The organism is Massilia sp. Soil_C_3 (assembly GCF_057657035.1).
The window spans coordinates 344,567-362,287 of record NZ_JBDGJG010000008.1 but is presented as its reverse complement, the minus strand read 5'-3'; the positions used below and the strand labels follow the sequence as shown (position 1 = coordinate 362,287).

Sequence of the window (17,721 nt, the reverse complement as noted above, 5' to 3'; positions counted from 1 at the left end):
CTTCTCAGTCCTGGTTAAGTCTCCATGGCTCCGTCGCCCGCGCCCAGCATCTGTTCTACCTTGGCGCGCAGTTCGGGGAAACGCACCGGCTTGGAGAACACCGGTATGTCGGACGGCAAGCCCATCGATGCGATCGTTGCCCGGTCCAGCCCGCTGATGACGATGATCGCCATCTTGCCATAACGCGGATCGGCACGTAGCGTGCGTACCATGCGGAAACCATCCATCCCCGGCATGTTCAAGTCGCTGATCAACAGGTCGGGCCTGGCTTCGCCAATCCGGATCAGGGCGTCGAAACCGTCGCGTGCCTTGATCAGCTCGGCATCCAGGCCCCAGCCGGAGATTTCCAGCTCGTACAGGCGCAGCAGGGTGGCGTCGTCGTCGGCCATCACGATGCGGCGCGCCGAAGATGGCATTGCCTGTTCGGCCGCCCGGTTGGGGGGCGAGCCGCCCGCCACCGCATGATTGCGCTGCGCTACCAGCCGGTGAACCGAGGTGAGCAGGATACGACGGTGGCCGCCGGCCGTCTTCCACGCCTGCAGCACGCCGCCCTCTACCCACAATTGCACCGTGCGATGGGAGACGCCGAGCAGGCTCGCGGCCTCCTTGGTCGAGCAAACTTCCTGGGAAGCGGGGTCTGGCTGCGCCGGCGATGGACTGCTGTGCGATTTCATGGATTCAAGTGTGCATAGGGTTAAACGCCCGCCGGCATGGCCGGCAAAAACGCGCGTCGCACGCTTGCCGGATTGGCACAGGCGTGCGACGAAGCATGATACAGGCTGCCCGTATGCGCAACAGATACGCATGGGCAAGTCAACAATCTATCAAATTCTCACAATTTACGATAGTGAAACTCGATATGTGTTTCCTTATTGTAACTTGCGGTGATTGATTTATGCAGCACGATTGAATCCGGTGATTAGCGCTACTGGACCTTGACCGACACGCTGACGCTGCCTGTCGCGCCGGGTGCCAGCGTCCCCGTGACACCCCATTCGACTTTGCCGGTGGCGCCGACTTCCGGCTTGCTCGCCACGATGCATGACAGGCCCGCCGGCATCGATCCGCAGTTGCTGTCCACATAGGTGGTATACGCCGGGGTCGGGTCGCTGACCTTCAGGTTGCCCAGCGTGGTGGTGCCGGTGTTCTCGAAGGTGATCGTATAGGTGATGGTGGCGCCGGGCAGGGCGGCGGACTTGTCGGCCGCCTTGGTCAGCTTGAAATCGTCGCAGGTCTGGCAAATGCCCTCGACGGTCACCACCATCTCGCCCAGGCCGATGCCCAGCAGCTTGAGCAGCGGGTCGGCCACGCCAGACAGGATCGGCGCCAGCAGCGGCGACACGACCTTGGTCACCAGCGTCACCACCAGCGGCTGGACCACGCCCTGCAGCAGCCCCAGGCCCGGCATGTCGCGGAACTTCAGGTTGGTCACCAGACTGTTGGCGGCATTGGTCACGAACATCGTGCTGCTGCTGACGGTGCGGGTCTGGGGGAAGCTGCCCGACATCGTCACACTGGTGGAGAACGGGGCCTGGGCGCGCACGATGCTCTTGACCTCGAGCGGAATATTCACCGAGGCCAGGCCCAGCACCAGCGTCGCCTGCAGGTTGCCGATGGCGCCGAAGTCGACGTCCGAGTCGCGGATGGGGCTGCGGCTGAAGAAGACGCCGTCGTCGATCTTGCCGATATACAGGTCAGCTACGCCTGGCGCGACCTGCAGGGTGACGGCCTTGGCGGCGGCATTGACCGCCGCCAGGCTACCCTGGCCGCGCGCGACGTCGGCATACACGTCCAACCTGCCAATGCCGATCGAAGCGCTCTGCAGCAGGCCGAGGCCGACCAGGGTGTCGGTGACCGGGGCCAGCGTGATCAGGTCGAGCTTGAGCTTGATGCGCACCGCGGCCGAATAGAAGGTCGAGCCGGTCGGACCGCACACGTAGGACGGCGGCTCGATCACCTGGGCGTACAGCTGCAGGCTGTTGAGTATGCCCAGGGAGCCCAGCACGCCTCCGGAGATGCCGACCGGGACCGGCGTGGTGAGCACGTTGCGGCGGTTGTACAGCTGGATCAGACCGGTGAACATGTCGAGCGCATTGACGGTGGTGGTGCCGAGCGAGCCGGTGTCGGCCGTGATCTTGAGCAGGTCGCCCAGGCGCACGGTGGCGCCGGCGCCGTTCAGCTGCGAGGCCAGGCCCGAGAGGGCGGTCGCCAGTTGCGGCTTGGCTTCGGCCTGCGCCTGGACCGACAGCGCGGTCGCGATCTGGGCCAGCGTGATGTTGGCGCCCAGCGCTTGCGAGGGGCTCGACAGGTTCAGTTGCGTCTGCAGCACCTTCAGGAAGTTCAGCAGGTTCAGGTTGCCGCCGGCCAGTGCGTTCCAGTCGAGCGCATTGAGCGCGACGCCGGTGCCGAGCAGGCCGCCCAGCAGTGGGCCGAGCAGGGCGCTTTTATTGGTGTCGACGCTGGCCAGGCGCGGGCCGGCGGTGATGCAGGCCCCGGTGGCGTTGCATTCCGCGCGCGCCGGCAGGGCGCAAGCCAGGCACAGGATTACCAGCAGGGTACGCAGCCAGGTGAAGCTCACGAATCGCGAAGTCATGTCTTTTTCCTCGTTCTTGTTACTTGAGCAGATCGCCGGACAGCAGGCCCTGCAGGGTGTTTTCATCGAACTTCATGCGCATCCGCACGTAGGCGCCCTTGGCGGTGGCGTCGGCGCCGGCCAGGTCGCGCTCGGCGAAGCCCATGAAGTTGTAGCCGGCCGAGACCCACATATTCTTCTTGAGCTGGTAGCCCGCTTCCAGGCCCGCCGCATATTGGCGGCCGCGGGTGTCGCGGTCGAGCAGCACCTGGGCGGTGGCGCCGACGTCCCAGTCTTCGTTGATCTCGTGGGTTACGCGGCCGGCCACCAGGTGGCTGATGGTGCGGGTCGACAGGCCGTTCGAGCGGTCCAGTGCGACCTTGGCGGCGTAGCGCGCGCTGACCACGGTGTCGCGGCGCAGCTGCCAGTTGGCGTTCATCGACACCGCGTGCACGGCGCGCTTCAAGTTGGCCGGGCCGTCGTCGCGTTCCAGCTTGTACTCGTACTTGGCCAGGCCGGTCACGCCGATCGATTCCAGCGCGCGGTAGGCCACGCCGCTCTGCATCAGCTCGGTCAGGCGCAGGGTATTGCCGGCGCCTTTCGAGCGGGTCGCGGCCAGGGTGTTCTTGCCCAGGAAGGTCCAGCTTTCGTCGATCTTGTAGGCCAGGCCCAGGGTCGACAGCAGGCCGTCGCTGTCTTCGCCGTGGCGCAGTTCGAGGCGTGCGTTGCCGGTCCAGGTCGGATGGCGGCTCACTTCGATGGCGCCGGTCACGGCGATCGCTTCGTTGTCGCGGGCGCCCGAGATGACTTTCACGCGCTCGACGCTGGTGTTGGCGCGCACGCCTTCGCCCAGGGTCCACAGGTTGCGCAGGCCAAGGGCTGCCTCGGCCTGGCGCTCGCCGAGGAGGGTGCCGGCCGGGGAGGTGCCGCCGGCGCGGTATTCGGTGAACACGCGGCCGTCCTGCATGTAGTCGCTGTCGACGCCGAACACGGTGGCGCTGCGCTGCTGGCCCTGGTTCAGCGCATAGGTCGAACCCAGGCTGCTGATCAGTTCATGACGGCCGTAGACGCGGCTCCCGCCGGCGAAGCGGTAGTCGCCGCCCAGGGCCACCATGCGGCGGCCGTTGTCGTGGATGTCCTGCTCGCCTTCCAGGAACACGCCGGCCTGCGGCAGGCCCGGGATCTGGGTGGCGATCTTGGCGCGCACGCTGGTCAGGTCCGGCTGGGCCAGCACCACGCTCTCGCCGGCCGATTCACGGGCATGGCGCACGCCCAGTTCGACCTGCACGCCGTTATCGAAGGTGTAGCCGCCGAACAGCTGCACGCCATTGCGCTCGGCCTCGGTTTCCAGGTCGGCGGTGTGCAGGGCTTCCATGCCGACGCTGGCGCGCTCGGTGACGCGGTAGCGCACGGTGGCGCCGCCTTCGGTGCGGCCCTTCGGCAGCGACGACGATGGATTGTCGAAGTTGGCGTCGGCGCGGCCGGCGAACAGGCGGCTTTCCAGCTTGCCGTCGGTGCGGGTGGCGTCCAGGCGGGCGGCGCGGCCCTTCTGGTCGGCCTTTTCCATTTGCGCGGCTTCGACGATGACCGTGGTCTTGTCGTCCGGGGTCACGCTGGCGTTGACGCTCACCAGGCGGGTCGGGGCGGCCGGGTTGCGGTCTTCCACGGCGCTGCCGCCGACTTCGACCATCTCGCCGATCTTGTACTGGGCGGCGATGCCGCCGACCCAGAAGCGCGGGTGGCCCTGGTCGACTTCATAGCTGATGCGCAGGCTGATCGGGTTCATGTCCGGGTCCAGGCTGGCCACTGGTGCGCGCAGCAGGATGCGGCCGGTCAGCGGGTCGATGTCGTAGTCGGCGTAGCGCGCCAGCAGGCGGCGCGACAGCATCAGGCCGGTCTGGTTGCGATCGCGCACGACGATCTCGACGCGCTCGCTGTTGATGACCATCAGGCCGCCGCCGGTCAGGAATGGGCCCGAGGTGCCGTTGGCGGCGATCTCTTCGACCATCTGGCGGGTGGTGTCGTAGCTGGCAAACGAGTCGAAGGTCACGTTGCCGATTTCCGAATGGGTGCGCAGGCCGGTCAGGTTGCGGCTGTAGGCACCCAGGTTGCGCGCCGGGGTCACGCCTGGCGGCACGTAGTCGCCGTACATCACGTACGAGCGGTCGCGGTCGGCGCGCAGGTAGAGGCGGCTGGTCGACTGCGCCTCGAAGCCGCGGCGCGCCTCGTCGCCGTAGGTCGGATAGTAGGCCAGCGGATCGATGTCGCGGAACAGCTTCGGCTCGGTTTCCTTGTCCGAATCGTAGGCCATGGTCAAGAGGGTGTCTTCGCCCACCTGGCCCTTGGCGAACATGGCGGCGCGGGCGCCGGCGCCTACGCCATCGCCATTGCCACGTTCTGCCATGTGGCGCAGCTTGTCCTCGAAGCCGTCGAAGTCGCGCAGCGGGTTGGCGGTGTTGCCGCGCACCCGGTTGAGGCTGATGGCGCCTTCGACCACGCCGGCCGCGACCAGCGGACGCAGGTCGGGCACGAAGCGCAGCGCGCCCTTGGCCTGCAGCAGGCCGCTGGCAGCCAGCAGGCGGGCTTCGCCGGCTTCTTTTGGGGCGCGCAGCGAGAATTCGGCCTTGCCGCCTTCGACGAACACCTGGTAGCCCGGCTCGCGCGGGTCCAGGTCGGTCGTGTCCCACTGGCCGGCGCTGGCGTCCAGGGTCACCGGGGTGCGCTCGACGACCGGCACGCCGTCGGCGTCTTCAAGGGTCACGTTGATCAGCACCAGGCGTTGGCCGTCGGCCGGGGCGGCTTCGGTCTGCGGCTTGATGCGCAGGCGCGCCAGCTTGCCGGGCACCACGACGCCGATGCGCTGGCTGCCGCGGGCATTGCCGAAAGCATCCTTCTGGGCGATTTCCAGATCGTTGCGGCCCGGACGCAGGGCGACGCCGACGTATTCGTAGACATCGAGCTGCCGGTCGGCGACGGTGCTTTGCTGGCCGACGTGGCTGTCGTCGACTTCCACGCCGTTGACGGTGAGGGTGAAGCTGTTACCGGCGGCGCCCTTGATGCGCACCATCGCCTGGCCAAAGGGCAGCACGGCGCCGTCTTCCAGGCCGATGAAGGCCAGCTTGTTGTCCATTTTCGCCAGGTCGAGGTCTTCGATCTTCGTGATCGCGACGGTTTTTTCCGGCACGGTCAGTGCGGAGGCGGCCTGCAGCTCGGCGCGCAGGCGCTCGGCGCGGCCGGCAATGGCGGCGCGCAGCTCGTCGCTGCAGGCGTCCAGGGCGAAATCGGCGCGCGCCAGCTCGCCGTCCTTGAGGTCGATGAAGCGGCTGCCGGCGTCGCCCGCATTGCGGTTCGACAGGATGGCCAGCTGGCTGCCCGCCGGCAGGCTGGTGGCATCGACCTTGGCCACGTGGGTTCGCGGGGTGACGCCGGCGAAGCTGTAGCGGCCTTCGGCATCGGTTTGTACGAAGTTGCCGTCTTCCAGCCAGATGCGCACGTCGGGCACGCCCGGCTCGTCCTTGTCGCGCAGGCCGTTGGCGTTGCAGTCGGCGAACACTGTGCCCAGGATATGGCCCTTGTCGCTGAAGATGCCGGCTTCGACCTTCACCTTGGCGGCGGCCACGGTGCTGGTGAAGACCAGGGGCGCGGCGCTGGTGGCGTGGGCGCGGTTGATGCCGTCGCCCTGCAGCGCGCCGGCGCCGATGCGCACGCGGTAGCGCAGCACGCGGTTCGAGCGGCGCGGCACGTCGCCCACATTGATCACCAGTTGCGGGCCGCGGTTGGCGAACTTGCCGTCGAACGGGGCGTTATCCAGGCGCATCGAGCCCGGCACGTAGCTGAAACCGGCCGGCAGGTCGTCGATGACGGTGACGCCGGTCAGGGTCTCGTCGGCGGTATTGAACACGCGCACTGTGTAGTCCAGCACTTCGCCGACTTCAACCACGGCGCGCGAGGCGTTCTTTTGCAGGTACAGGGTGCCCGGGATCGGGTCGAGCGGGACGTCGATGGTGACCACACCGAGGGCGGCGCTGACGGTGAACTCGCCGCCAAACGAGCCGTACAGGTTGGTCTCGCGGTTGCCCGGCAGCTCGCCTGGCGCGGTTTTGGACGGGAAGCCGTAGTTGTTGGGCGCGATGACCTTCAGGCGGTACAGGCTCGGTGCGACCAGCGGGAAGTGGTACATGCCGTTGCCGTCGGTGACGACGGTGCTCGGCATGCGGGTGGCGCCGTCGACGTCGAACACGACCGCCGGGGCGCCCGGGTTGCCGCCGTTGCCTTCGCCGGTGACGTCGATCAGGGTCACGGTGGCGCCCGGGACCGGCTCGTTGCTGACGCTGTCGTAGACGACGCCGATCGGGTCGACCAGGATGTCGGTCGAGATCGTGCCGTTGCCGCAGCCGGCGATGCTGGCCGTGAGGACGTCGTCGGCCATGACTTCGAGCATGCCGTCGCTCATGTCGTTCTCGTCACCGTCGGCGTCCATGGAGCGGTCCATGGCCATGGGGGTGATGCGGAAGCGGCCGCTGTCGGCCGCGGTCTCGGCGGCCATGAATGCCTGGCTGTCGCCGGTCTTTTTCGAGGAAATGGTGACGCTGATGTTGTCGACCCGGGCCGGGTCGGCGTTGCAGTCGGCCGCCGAGATCTGCACGAACAGCTGGCCGTTGGCGCGGGTGGCGCGCGCAACGGTCGAGAAGGCGGCCGAGGTGAAATAGGTGATGGTGTCGGTCTGTTGCGCGCGCACCGTGTTCGATTCAACGGCGCCGGCGCCGCCGCCCGGTTGGGCGAAGCTGGCGCTGGCCTTGTTGACGATGGCGGCTCCCGCGTGGCTGCACAGCAGCAGGGTGGTGACCAGGCAGGAGAAGACGAAGTGTCGGAGCTGAGTGATCATGGCGCGCGGGAGTCGAAAGAGGAATTCGGGGGCGGCGTCCCGGAGGACGCCGCGCTTGACGTTACTGGAGGATTACGGGTTGATCTTGACGCCGAAGTTCAGCGTGTTCGACTCGGTCGGGCCCAGGTTGAAGCCGGTGGCCGACACGGTGGTGACGACGCCCGCAGTGAGCGGCGCCAGGACCGCGCCGAGCAGGGTCTGGGCGGCGGCGCCGGCGTGGTAGGTGGTGTTGGCCGGCACGTTGTCGGTGATGACCACAGCGTTGATCGTGGTCAGGCCCTTGTTGGTGGCGACGATCTGGTAGCGGATGCAGGCGCCAGGGGCGGCGGTGATCGGATCCTTGGTGAACTCGCCTTCCGGGGTGCCGTTGCAGTCGGCGTCCAGGGCCTGGGTCTTGACCAGTTCCAGCAGCGAGTCGCCGGCGACGACCGTCACGGCTTCGTGGATGCGGTCCGAGATGGCGACGTTGGTGGTCGACTGGGCGCGGAACCAGATATCGGTGGTGCCCGGGGTGGTGCCGGCAGCCGGGGTGACTTCGGCGGTGACCTTGACGTTGGCGCCGGCGGCGACGGTGGCGTTGGTGATCACCTGGCCGTTGGCGTCCTTGAACACGACGGTCCAGCCGGCCGGCAGCGGGGTGCCGCCGAAGTTGACGTCGGTGCTGGCGGCCAGCGTGAAGGTGTCGGGGCTGCCGCCGGTGTTGTTCAGGTAGATGACGAACGAGGTCATGGTGCCGGCGGTGGTGAGCTTGGTCTCCATGGCGGCGGCTTCCGGACCCTGGCCATTGCCCGGCGCGGTCGGGCCGAAGGCATTGGCGGTGATGTCCATGAGGGCGCCGGCGCCGACGGTGGTGGTGTCGGTGCTGGTGGCGCTGACGCTGCCGTTGAAGCCACTGGTGGCTTTCACTTGCATGGTGTTGGTGTTGCCGGTGGTGGCGCCTGCCGCCAGGGTGGCCACGGCGACGAAGCGGTAGGTGGCGCCCGGGGCCAGCTGGCCGGTCGAGGTAACCGGGGTGGCGTTGTCGGCGGCGCCGTTGCCGTCGGCGTCCAGGTAGAACACCACGCCGGTCAGGGCCACGGCGCCGCTGTTGGTCTGGCTGAGCGCGAAGGTGTCCGGACCGTTACCGGTATTGGTCACGCTGTGGGCGAACACCACCTGGGTGCCGGCCGCGCCGCTCTTGGCGGTGCCATTGTTGATGTTCAGGCTGGCCACCTGCTGGACGGTGGTGGTGACCACGTTCGACTGGACGGTCTTGGTGCCGGTCGAGTCGGTATAGGTGGCGCTGGCCTGGTTGGTGATCAGGGTGCCGGCGGCGGTCGGGGCGGCGCTGGCGTTGGCGGCGGCCAGCAGCGAGGCTGCGGCGACGAGCGTGAGACGGGTTTTCATGGCTTCTTCCTTCTGTCAGACGGGAAATGAATCAGGTTTGTACTGCGATTGAACTGGGTAAAAACGAGTAAAAATTATTAAAATGACAACTAAGTCGATGGAATTCGGGCGTCAGGGCGGTCCTCCCTTATTTGCTTGCCAACTTGGGCGCGCTGCCGATCGAGATCACCTTCATGCGTGAGCTGACGGTGACGGCCTGGCCGGGCGCGAGGTCGCCCAGGTTCCAGCGCAGGAAGCGGTATTCGGATGCCGGCACCCGCTCGACGACGCGCAGGCCCTTGCGCACGACTTCACGGGTGAGGGGCAGGGGAGCGAAGTTCTTGCCGTCGAGGCTGGCCTGGACCGCCTTCGGCGCCGCGCTGCCGGCCAGGTAGCTCATCGCGCCTTCGGGCACCGGCAGGGTCGCCGCCACCGCCTGTGCCACGTTCATGCCTTTGTTCTGGTAGGTGATCTGGTATTCGATGGTGTCGCCGACTTCGGCTTCGAGGGCCGGCACCAGCTTCTCGCCACCCTTGTCCTGGGCGACGACCTGGAAGGCTTGCAAACGCACGTCGACGGCCTGGGTATCGGCCGCGAATACTTTGGTGCCTGCCAGCACGATGGTCCAGAACAGCAGGATATTCAGGATACGAATGGTCATGGAATTCCTTTGAATCAAGCGGTGGGAGGGAGGGGTCATCATGGTTTCAAATTTACTGGTTTGGTTGATGTCTTGCATTCTATCGAATTTACTGACTTTCTCAAGAAAAATATTTCGTTTTTGCAGATTTCAATGTTGTAGAGAAACATCACGAACAAGCGACAGCCACCGTTCCTAGATAAATCGCTTACACGACGACTGATCTGAGGATGTTGTTGTTAGGAAACGACAAGATAAGGCCTGTTTTTCCACCCTCTGACTTTGCTGAATTTACTGTTTGCGTATTTTGGCGCATGATTGATTCCACGCATGCTGTGGCGCCGCGCTTTGCGTCGTCTCGACCTACTAACCTGTGGATATATGGAAACCATCTACCTGGAATCGCCCGACGCCCTGCAGGACCTGCGCGCGATCTATTCGGCGCTCGACGGCGCCCAAGCCATCATCGAGTTCGATTTGAATGGCAACATCCTGCGCGCCAACGACAACTTCCTGGCCGTGACCGGCTATACCGACGATGAGTTGACGGGCCGGCATCATTCGATGTTCTGCGAGCGCGACCTGATCGATTCGCCGGCCTATGTCCGCTTCTGGCAAGACCTGGCCGCCGGCAAGGCCGACCGCGCCGAGTACAAGCGCATCGCCAAGGGCGGACGCGAGTTCTGGATCAATGCCTCCTACAATCCGGTCAAGGACGCCAGCGGCCGGGTGTGCAAGATCATCAAGTTCGCCACCGACATCACGCTGGAAAAACTGCGCGTCGCGGAGACCTCGGGCCTGGTGGCCGCGATCGCCAAGGCCCAGGCCGTGGTCGAATTCGACATGAACGGCATGCTGCTCGACGCCAACGCCAACTTCCTCGACCTGCTCGACTACGCGCTGGAAGACGTGCGCGGCGAGCACCACCGCGTGTTCTGCGACGACGAATACGCGGCCAGCGCGGCCTATCGCCGCTTCTGGGGCAAGCTCAATCGCGGCGAGTTCGACGCCGGCCGCTACAAGCGCCATGGCAATCACGGCAAGACGGTGTGGATCCAGGCCACCTACAACCCGATCTTCGACGCCGACGGCAAGCCGGTAAAGGTGGTCAAGTTCGCCACCGACATCACCGAACAGGTGATGCTGGAGCAGGCCGCCGTCGCGCGCGCCGACTCCGAACGCCTGAAGGTCGACGCGCTGCTGGAGCAGGTGGCGCGCGCCTCGCGCGGCGACCTGACCGGTTCCATCGACACCAGCGGCGACGAGCCGCTCGACCAGCTGGCGCGCGGCGTCATGAAGATGATCGGCGACCTGCGCGCCGTGATCGGCGACGCCGTCAACGCCGCCGGCAAGCTCAACGACTCCTCGCGCGCAATTGCCGACCGCTCCAATACGGTGGCGGCCAGCGCCCAGGCGCTGGGCGCCACGGTGGAGCAGATGAACGCCTCGGTCGACGGCCTGACCGCCTCGATCAACACCATCGCGCGCAGCACCCAGGAAGCCAATGCCCTGGCCCAGAACACCCGCGACGAGGCCGAGATCGGCGCCAAGGCGATCGCCCGCTCGATCGAGGCGATGGCCATGATCAACCAGTCGTCGGAAGACATCGGCGAGATCGTGAAGGTGATCGGCGAGATCGCCGGCCAGACCAATATGCTGGCCTTTAACGCCGCGATCGAGGCCGCCCGCGCCGGCGAGCATGGCCTGGGCTTCTCGGTCGTGGCCGACGAGGTCAGGAAGCTCGCCGAGCGTTCCTCGCAGGCGACCAAGGAAATCTCGAAGCTGATCAACGAATCGGTGCGCCGCGTGGCCCAGGGCAGCGAAATCTCGCGCCAGGCCAGCGAAGCGTTCGACCGCATCACCACCGGCGTGGGCAAGACCTCGTTGGCGATCGCCGAGATCTCGGACAGCGCCAGCGAGCAGTCGCTGACGGCCAAGGAAGTCAGCGCCGCGATTCTTTACATCGCCCAGGAAACCGAGCGTTCGGCCGGTTCCTGCGACAGCATCGCGCGTTCGACCGAGGGCCTCAACGAGCACGCCGGGCACCTGAACGCCACCGTGGCCCGCTTCGTGGTGTAAGGGAGCGATATGGGACTGAGCGACATGGAACTGAGCGACGACAAGCTGGACGCCATTATCGGCCTGGTGCGCCAGCACACCGGCATCGCCATGGGCCGGCACAAGCGCGTGCTGCTGCAGGGGCGCCTGCAGCCGCGCCTGCGCGCGCTGGGGCTCGACAACTACGGCGCCTACATCGCGCGCCTCGACCACGACCGCCAGGAAGTCGTGTCGTTCATCAATTCGGTGACCACCAACGACACCGCCTTCTTCCGCACCCCGGCCGTGTGGCGCTGGCTGGAGCGCGAGTTCCTGCCCGAGTGGGCCGCGCGCGCCGAAGCTACGCCGCTGCGCATCTGGTCGGCCGCCGCCGCCACCGGCGAGGAAGCGTATTCGCTGGCCATGACCTGCCTCGAGGCGCGCCGCAACTTCCCCGGCCTGCGCTTCGAGATCCTGGCCACCGACATTTCGACCGAGGCCCTGGACACGGCGCGCGCCGCCATGTACCGCGGGCGCAGCGTGGAGCGTTTCGAGCGCGACCACCCGGAACTGTTCCGCAAATACCTGCGCCCGGTGGGCCAGGCCTACCAGGTCGCCGGCGAGGTGTCGCAGTACGTCGAGTTCGGCGAACACAACCTGCTGCAGCGGCCGCCGCGCGTGGCCGGCTTCGACCTGGTCATGCTGCGCAATGTGCTGATCTACTTCGATGCGCAGGCCCAGCAGCGGGTGCTGGCCGGCGCCCGCGCGTCGATGCAGCGCGAGGCGCGCCTGGTCCTGGGCGAACAGGAATCCATCACCCGCCTGGACACGGCCTTCGTGTTCGAGCAGGCCCACGTCTATCGTATCGGGGATTAAACCACCATGACTACGCACCTGAACCATCGCCTTGACCACACCGCCCATGTCCTGACCGGCCAGATGCAGATCGGCCAGGGCGGGCAGGTCCTGACCGCGCTGCTGGGCTCTTGCGTCGGGATCGGCATGATCTGGCGCCGCCAGCGCCGCTGCGGCCTGGCGCACTGCTTCCTGCCCGAGGGTGTCGAGACGGGCGAAGATTCGGCGCGCTATGTCAGCGCCGCGGTGCCGCGCCTGCTGGCGGCGCTGGGCGTGCGGCGCGAGCAGTACGACGAGGTGGACGTGGTGATCGCCGGCGGCGCGCGCATGCTGAACCTGCGCACCCACGACGGCGCCGTGGGCACCCGCAATATCGCGGCGGCGCGCTCGCAGATCTCGCTGCGCGGCCTGCAGGTGACGTTCCAGGACGTGGGCGGCTCGCAGGGGCGGCGCCTGTCGATCGACTGCGACCGCCAGACTTTCAGCGTGGTGCGTATTCAATCGGCCCGGCGCGAGCAGATGGTGGCGGCATGAACGCGCTGGACGATATGCATGGCGATGCGCGCGCTGCGGTCGCCGGCATCGAGGCGCAGCAGGCCGCGGCCGCGCGCGTGCTGCGCGAGGCCGCCGGGATGGAAGTGGTGGGCACCTTCTATTTGGCCGGCCAGGAATTCGCGGTGCCGGCCGATCACGTGCGCGAAGTGGTGGGCATGCCTGGGCGGATCACGCCGATCCCGCTGTCGCCAGCCTGCCTGGAAGGCATCTTCACCCTGCGCGGCGCCGCCATACCGCTCTTGAACCTGGGCCGCATCTTCGATCCGGCAGCGCCCGCCGCGTCGAGCGAGCAGCGGGTGACGATCGTCGATGTCGACGACATCCAGGTCGGCCTGGTGTTCGACGCCACCGGCGAAGTGCTGCGCGTGCGTCCCGAGCAGCGCGCCGGCCTGCACTGGAGCGCAGACCAGCGCGCGGGCGCCGGCGTAATCGCGGGTGCGATCACCCTCGAGGACGGCGCGCGCATCGTTCAGATGCTCGACGCCGCGCGCCTGGTGCGCATCGATAACGTGCCCCAGGTGCGGGCCCACGCCAGCGTCGCGCGCGAAGCCTGGCGCATGCGCTTCCTGCGCCAGGCGCAAGGCCGCAAGTGCATCTCGTTCACCGTGGGCGGCCTGCGCTTCGCGCTGGCGATGGAGGCGATCCAGGAAATCATGCGCGTGCCGGCATTGCAGCCGTCGGTGATGCTTGGGCGCCTGTGCAAGGGCTGGCTCAACCTGCGCGGCGCACCGGTCGGCGTGGTCGATTTCGGCGCGCTGCTGCAGTGCGCGCCCGGCACGGGCGACCCGATTGATGCGCGGGTGCTGGTGGTGCGCATCGGCGACGAGCAGCTCGGGCTGCTGGTCGACGCGGTCGACGACATCCGTCCCTACTTCGACACCGACATCCTGCCGATCCCGATGCTGGGCACCGCGCGCGGGGCCATGTACCGTGGCTGCCTGCCCAATGCGGAGCTGGGCGACAGCCTGTTCCTGGCGCACGAGACGCTGTTCTCGGATGCCGAGGTGGCCGAGATCTGCGCCGGCCACCGCCGCCTGTATGCGGCCGAAGCCGGCGCCGCCCGCGCGGCCGAGAAGAAGGTGGGCGCGCGCCGCGTCTACCTGGCCTTCTCGCTGGACACTGGCTGGGCGGCCGACATCGGCCAGGTGCGCGAGATCGTCGATTTCGAGGGCCCCGTCACCCGTCCGCCCGGCATGCCGGACTGCGTGCACGGCATGATGCAGGTGCGCCAGCAGATGGTGTGCGTGATCGACCTGCGCACCCTGTACGGCATGGCGCCGCTCGAGGACCGCTCCGGCTGCCGCATCCTGGTGCTGGAGCACGAGGGCGAGCGCTTCGGCCTGGTGGTCGACCGCGTGGACACCATCCTGTCGCTGCCCGACAGCCAGCGCCGTCCATCGCCGCAGCTGCTGCGCGTGAACGGACCCGAGGACATGCGGCGCGACGCCGCCGAGGTGCTGGAAGTGCCGGGCGAGGACGGACGCGAGGATGTGCGTACCCTGCTCGACAAGGAGCGCTTGCTGGCGACACTGAGGCAGCACCTGGCGTAGGGTCTTGCGGCTGCGCCGCCGGCCCTACGCCAGCTTTTCCAGCAGCGCCTCCAGCTGCCCCGCATCGTAGGGCTTGGGCAGCAGCGCGTCTGCCGCATTCGATGCGTGGCTGGCCCCGCTCATGAAGACAATCCGCGCGCGCGGCAGCTTTTCCCTCACCAACCGCGCCAGCGCTTCGCCGCCCATCCCCGGCAGCTGCAGGTCGGTCAGCACGATATCCGGCTGCTTGTCCAGCAGCGCCAGCGCCGCTTCGGCGCTGGCAGCCTCCAGCACCTCATAGCCCATGATGCGCATCAGTTCCGCGGTGTTCTCGCGGATGTCGTCGTCGTCCTCCACCAGCAGCACGCGCGCCTTCGAGTCGGCCGGCGCGATGGCGCCGGGCGACGGCTGCAGGGCTGCGTTCTTCTGCTGCTGGTTGGCCAGCACGTGGCGGATCTTGCGCGCCAGGGCGTCGCGGGTATAGGGCTTGCCGAGCAGTTCGACGCCCGGATCAAGGCGCCCGCCGTGCACGATCGCGTTCTCGGTGTAGCCCGAGGTGAACAGCACCGCGACGTTCGGCAGGCGCTCGCGCGCCTTCCTGGCCAGCTCCGGGCTGCGCAGGGGCCCCGGCATCACGACGTCGGTGAACAGCAGGTCGATGTGGATCCCGCTGTCGATCACGGTCAGGGCCGAGGCGGCGTCGTTGGCGCGCAGCACCCGGTAACCCAGATCGGTCAACAGGTCGACCACGGTCAGGCGCACCTGCTCGTCGTCCTCGACCACCAGCACGGTCTCGTGGCCGCCGGTCACCGGCTGCGCCAGCTGCTCGCCGGCGAGGTCCTCGGCCTGCAGCGAACGTGGCAGGTAGATCTTGACCGTGGTGCCTTCGCCGACCTCGCTGTAGATCTTGACGTGGCCGCCCGACTGCTTGACCAGGCCGTACACCATCGACAGCCCAAGGCCCGTGCCCTTGCCCTCGGGCTTGGTCGAGAAGAAGGGCTCGAAGGCCTGGTCGATGACCTCCTGCGGCATGCCGCTGCCGGTGTCGGACACGGCCAGCAGCACGTATTGGCCGGGCGCGACCTCGGGGTGGGCGGCGCAGTAGCCGGCGTCCAGGGCGGCGTTGGCGACCTCGATGGTCAGCTTGCCGGCGCCGTCCATGGCGTCGCGCGCATTGATCGCCAGGTTCAGGATCGCGTTCTCGAGCTGGGCCGGGTCGACCTCGGTGGTCCACAGGCCGCCCGACATCACCATCTCGACGTCGATCTCCTCGCCCAGGGAGCGCCGCATCATGTCTTCCATGCTGCCCAGCAGGCGGCCGATCTTGACCGCCTTCGGCTCGAGAGGCTGGCGGCGCGCGAACGACAGGAGGGAGCTGGCCAGCTTGGCGCCGCGCTCGACGCCGTTCATCGCGTTCTCGACGCGCTTTTTGATCTCGGGCAGGCCGTCGGCGCGGCGCGCGATCAGTTGCAGATTGCCGCCGATGACCTGCAGCAGGTTGTTGAAGTCGTGCGCCACGCCGCCGGTCAGCTTGCCGATGGTTTCCATCTTCTGTGCCTGTTGCAGCGCGGCCTCGGTGCGCCGCATGGCCTCCATCTGAGCCAGGTCGGTGCTGATGTCGCGGCCCACCGCGTGGATGTACTGCTCGTCGGGCGAGGCGGTCCAGGACAGGTGGCACCAGCTGCCGTTCTTGCGGCGCCAGCGGTTCTCGAAGCGGAACACCTGGCCCCCTAGGCGCAGCGCCTCGATCTGGGTCGCGGTCGGCGCGCGGTCGTCCGGATGCACCAGCTCGAGCAGCGAGGTGGCCTGCACCTCGGCCTCGGTCCAGCCGAGGATGGAGGTGAAGGCAGGGTTCACCGCGAACAGCGCGCCCTGCAAGTCGGCTACCAGCATGATGTCCTTCGACAGCCGCCACATGCGGTCGCGCTCGGCCGTGCGACGCGCGACCCGTTCTTCGAGGGTCGCGTTGACGGCCGCCAAAGCCTCGCTGGCGCGCTTCGGTTCCTCGATGTCGATGCTGCTGCCGATCCACAGGGCCTGGCCACCGGCCTCGCCCTGCGGGCGCCGTGCGCGCACCAGGTGCCAGCGGTATTCGCCGTCATGGCGGCGCACGCGGATCTCGGCGTCGAGCGGGGCGCCGGTGGCAACGCTGGCGGACCACAGAGCGAGGTAGCGGGCCTTGTCGTCCGGATGCACCAGCTGGTCGGAGCCGTGCCCAAGCAGGGCTTCGCGACCGACGCCGGCGTATTCGTACACTCGGTCGTTGATCCATTCGACGCTACCGTCGTCGCGCGCGGCCCACACGTGGTTGGGCATGGCCTGGGCGAAGGTCCGGAACCGCATTTCGCTCGAACGTAGCGCGCGCTCGGCCGTGATGCGCTCGGTGACGTCATTGCCTTCCACGAAGGTGGCGAACACGGCGCCGTTGGCGTCCTTGAGCGGCTGCAACACGAAATCGATGAAGGTGCGCACGGGTTGCTCCAGACCGGGATTGCTCAGGGTGAGCTCGACCCCTTCAGCGCGGAAGGTGCTGCCGTCTGCGAAGCAGCGATCGAGCACCTCGACGATCCCATGTGCGGTCAGTTCGGGCACCGCTTGCGCCACCGGCAGGCCGAGCAGGGGGCGGTGGCCGGTCAGCGTGCGGTAGGCATCGTTGGCCAGGGCGTAGCGGTGCTCGCTGCCTTCGAGCAGGCAGACGAAGCCGGGCGCCTGCTCGAACATGGTATGCAGCCGCTCGCGTTCGGCCAGGACATGGCGCTCGGCCTTGACCTTGGCCGAGGTCTCGACCACCACCGACATCACGCCGGCGATCGCGCCTTCCTGGTCGCGGATCGGCGAATAATCGAGGTTCATCCAGACCGGCTCGGGCTGCCCGCTGCGGTGCAGGGTGAGCTCCTGGTCCTGGTAGCTGAGGGTGCCGCCCGCCAGGCCCACCTTCATCACGTTGTCGTTGAAGTCGGCCACCTCGGGCCAGCCCTCGCGCACCTTCGAGCCGAGCAGCACCGGGTGGCGCCCGCCGGCAAACACCCGGTAGGCGTCGTTGTAGATCATGTAGCCGTCCTCGCCCCACAGGGTGACGATCGGCGCCGGAGTGGCCATGATCAGGGCCACCGTGGTCTTGAGTACGGTCGGCCAGTCTTCGATGGGGCCCAGGCTCGTGGTGTTCCAGGGGAACGCTAGAATGAGTCGCGAAGTCTCGTCGGTGGCGGGCAGGAAGGGAAGGCTGGCTGGCGGCATCGAGTGTGAATGCGAAGGGATGAATCCTGGTATTTTACACTTGAGC

10 protein-coding genes are annotated in these 17,721 nt (G+C 67.4%); 4 read left to right on the top strand and 6 right to left on the bottom strand.

From position 1 onward, the window contains the following. Positions 1-14: 14 nt before the first annotated feature. From AC3A6F_RS18745 to AC3A6F_RS18725, 5 genes are all read right to left on the bottom strand, one after another. A complete protein-coding gene (locus AC3A6F_RS18745) occupies positions 15-674 on the bottom strand; it encodes a response regulator (protein ID WP_487683364.1) in 660 nt (219 codons plus the stop codon). Positions 675-925: 251 nt separating this feature from the next. After that, positions 926-2,593, bottom strand: coding sequence for a DUF7507 domain-containing protein (locus tag AC3A6F_RS18740; protein WP_487683362.1), 1,668 nt, complete (start codon positions 2,591-2,593; stop codon positions 926-928). A gap of 19 nt (positions 2,594-2,612) precedes the next feature. Then, on the bottom strand, positions 2,613-7,457 hold the full coding sequence (locus AC3A6F_RS18735; protein ID WP_487683360.1) for an SdrD B-like domain-containing protein: 4,845 nt from the start codon (positions 7,455-7,457) through the stop codon (positions 2,613-2,615). 72 nt (positions 7,458-7,529) lie between these two features. Continuing rightward, positions 7,530-8,843, bottom strand: a complete 1,314-nt coding sequence (locus AC3A6F_RS18730) for a hypothetical protein (protein ID WP_487683358.1) — start codon at positions 8,841-8,843, stop codon at positions 7,530-7,532. Positions 8,844-8,970: 127 nt separating this feature from the next. Continuing rightward, positions 8,971-9,483 (bottom strand): hypothetical protein, encoded by a 513-nt coding sequence (locus AC3A6F_RS18725; RefSeq protein ID WP_487683356.1) that lies wholly within the window; start codon positions 9,481-9,483, stop codon positions 8,971-8,973. Between the two features lie 360 nt (positions 9,484-9,843). On the opposite strand from AC3A6F_RS18725, the gene AC3A6F_RS18720 reads away from it, so the two are divergent. From AC3A6F_RS18720 to AC3A6F_RS18705, 4 genes are read left to right on the top strand one after another with little or no spacing between them, the layout of a single operon-like run. Further along, complete coding sequence (locus AC3A6F_RS18720) at positions 9,844-11,541, top strand: methyl-accepting chemotaxis protein (RefSeq protein WP_487683354.1); 1,698 nt, start codon at positions 9,844-9,846, stop codon at positions 11,539-11,541. Between the two features lie 9 nt (positions 11,542-11,550). Next, entirely contained in the window at positions 11,551-12,375 is an 825-nt protein-coding gene (locus AC3A6F_RS18715; RefSeq protein WP_487683352.1) for a CheR family methyltransferase, read from the top strand. Between the two features lie 6 nt (positions 12,376-12,381). Then, positions 12,382-12,888 carry a chemotaxis protein CheD gene (locus AC3A6F_RS18710; RefSeq protein ID WP_487683350.1) on the top strand — a complete coding sequence of 169 codons (507 nt, stop codon included), beginning with the start codon at positions 12,382-12,384 and terminating at the stop codon, positions 12,886-12,888. Beyond that, positions 12,885-14,459: a chemotaxis protein CheW gene (locus AC3A6F_RS18705; protein WP_487683348.1), complete on the top strand. Its 1,575-nt coding sequence runs from the start codon at positions 12,885-12,887 to the stop codon at positions 14,457-14,459. The genes AC3A6F_RS18710 and AC3A6F_RS18705 overlap by 4 nt, the downstream gene beginning before the upstream one ends. Before the next feature lie 24 nt (positions 14,460-14,483). Here the strand turns inward: AC3A6F_RS18705 and AC3A6F_RS18700 are convergent, their stop codons facing one another. Next, positions 14,484-17,675 (bottom strand): hybrid sensor histidine kinase/response regulator, encoded by a 3,192-nt coding sequence (locus tag AC3A6F_RS18700; protein ID WP_487683346.1) that lies wholly within the window; start codon positions 17,673-17,675, stop codon positions 14,484-14,486. Positions 17,676-17,721: the final 46 nt, after the last annotated feature.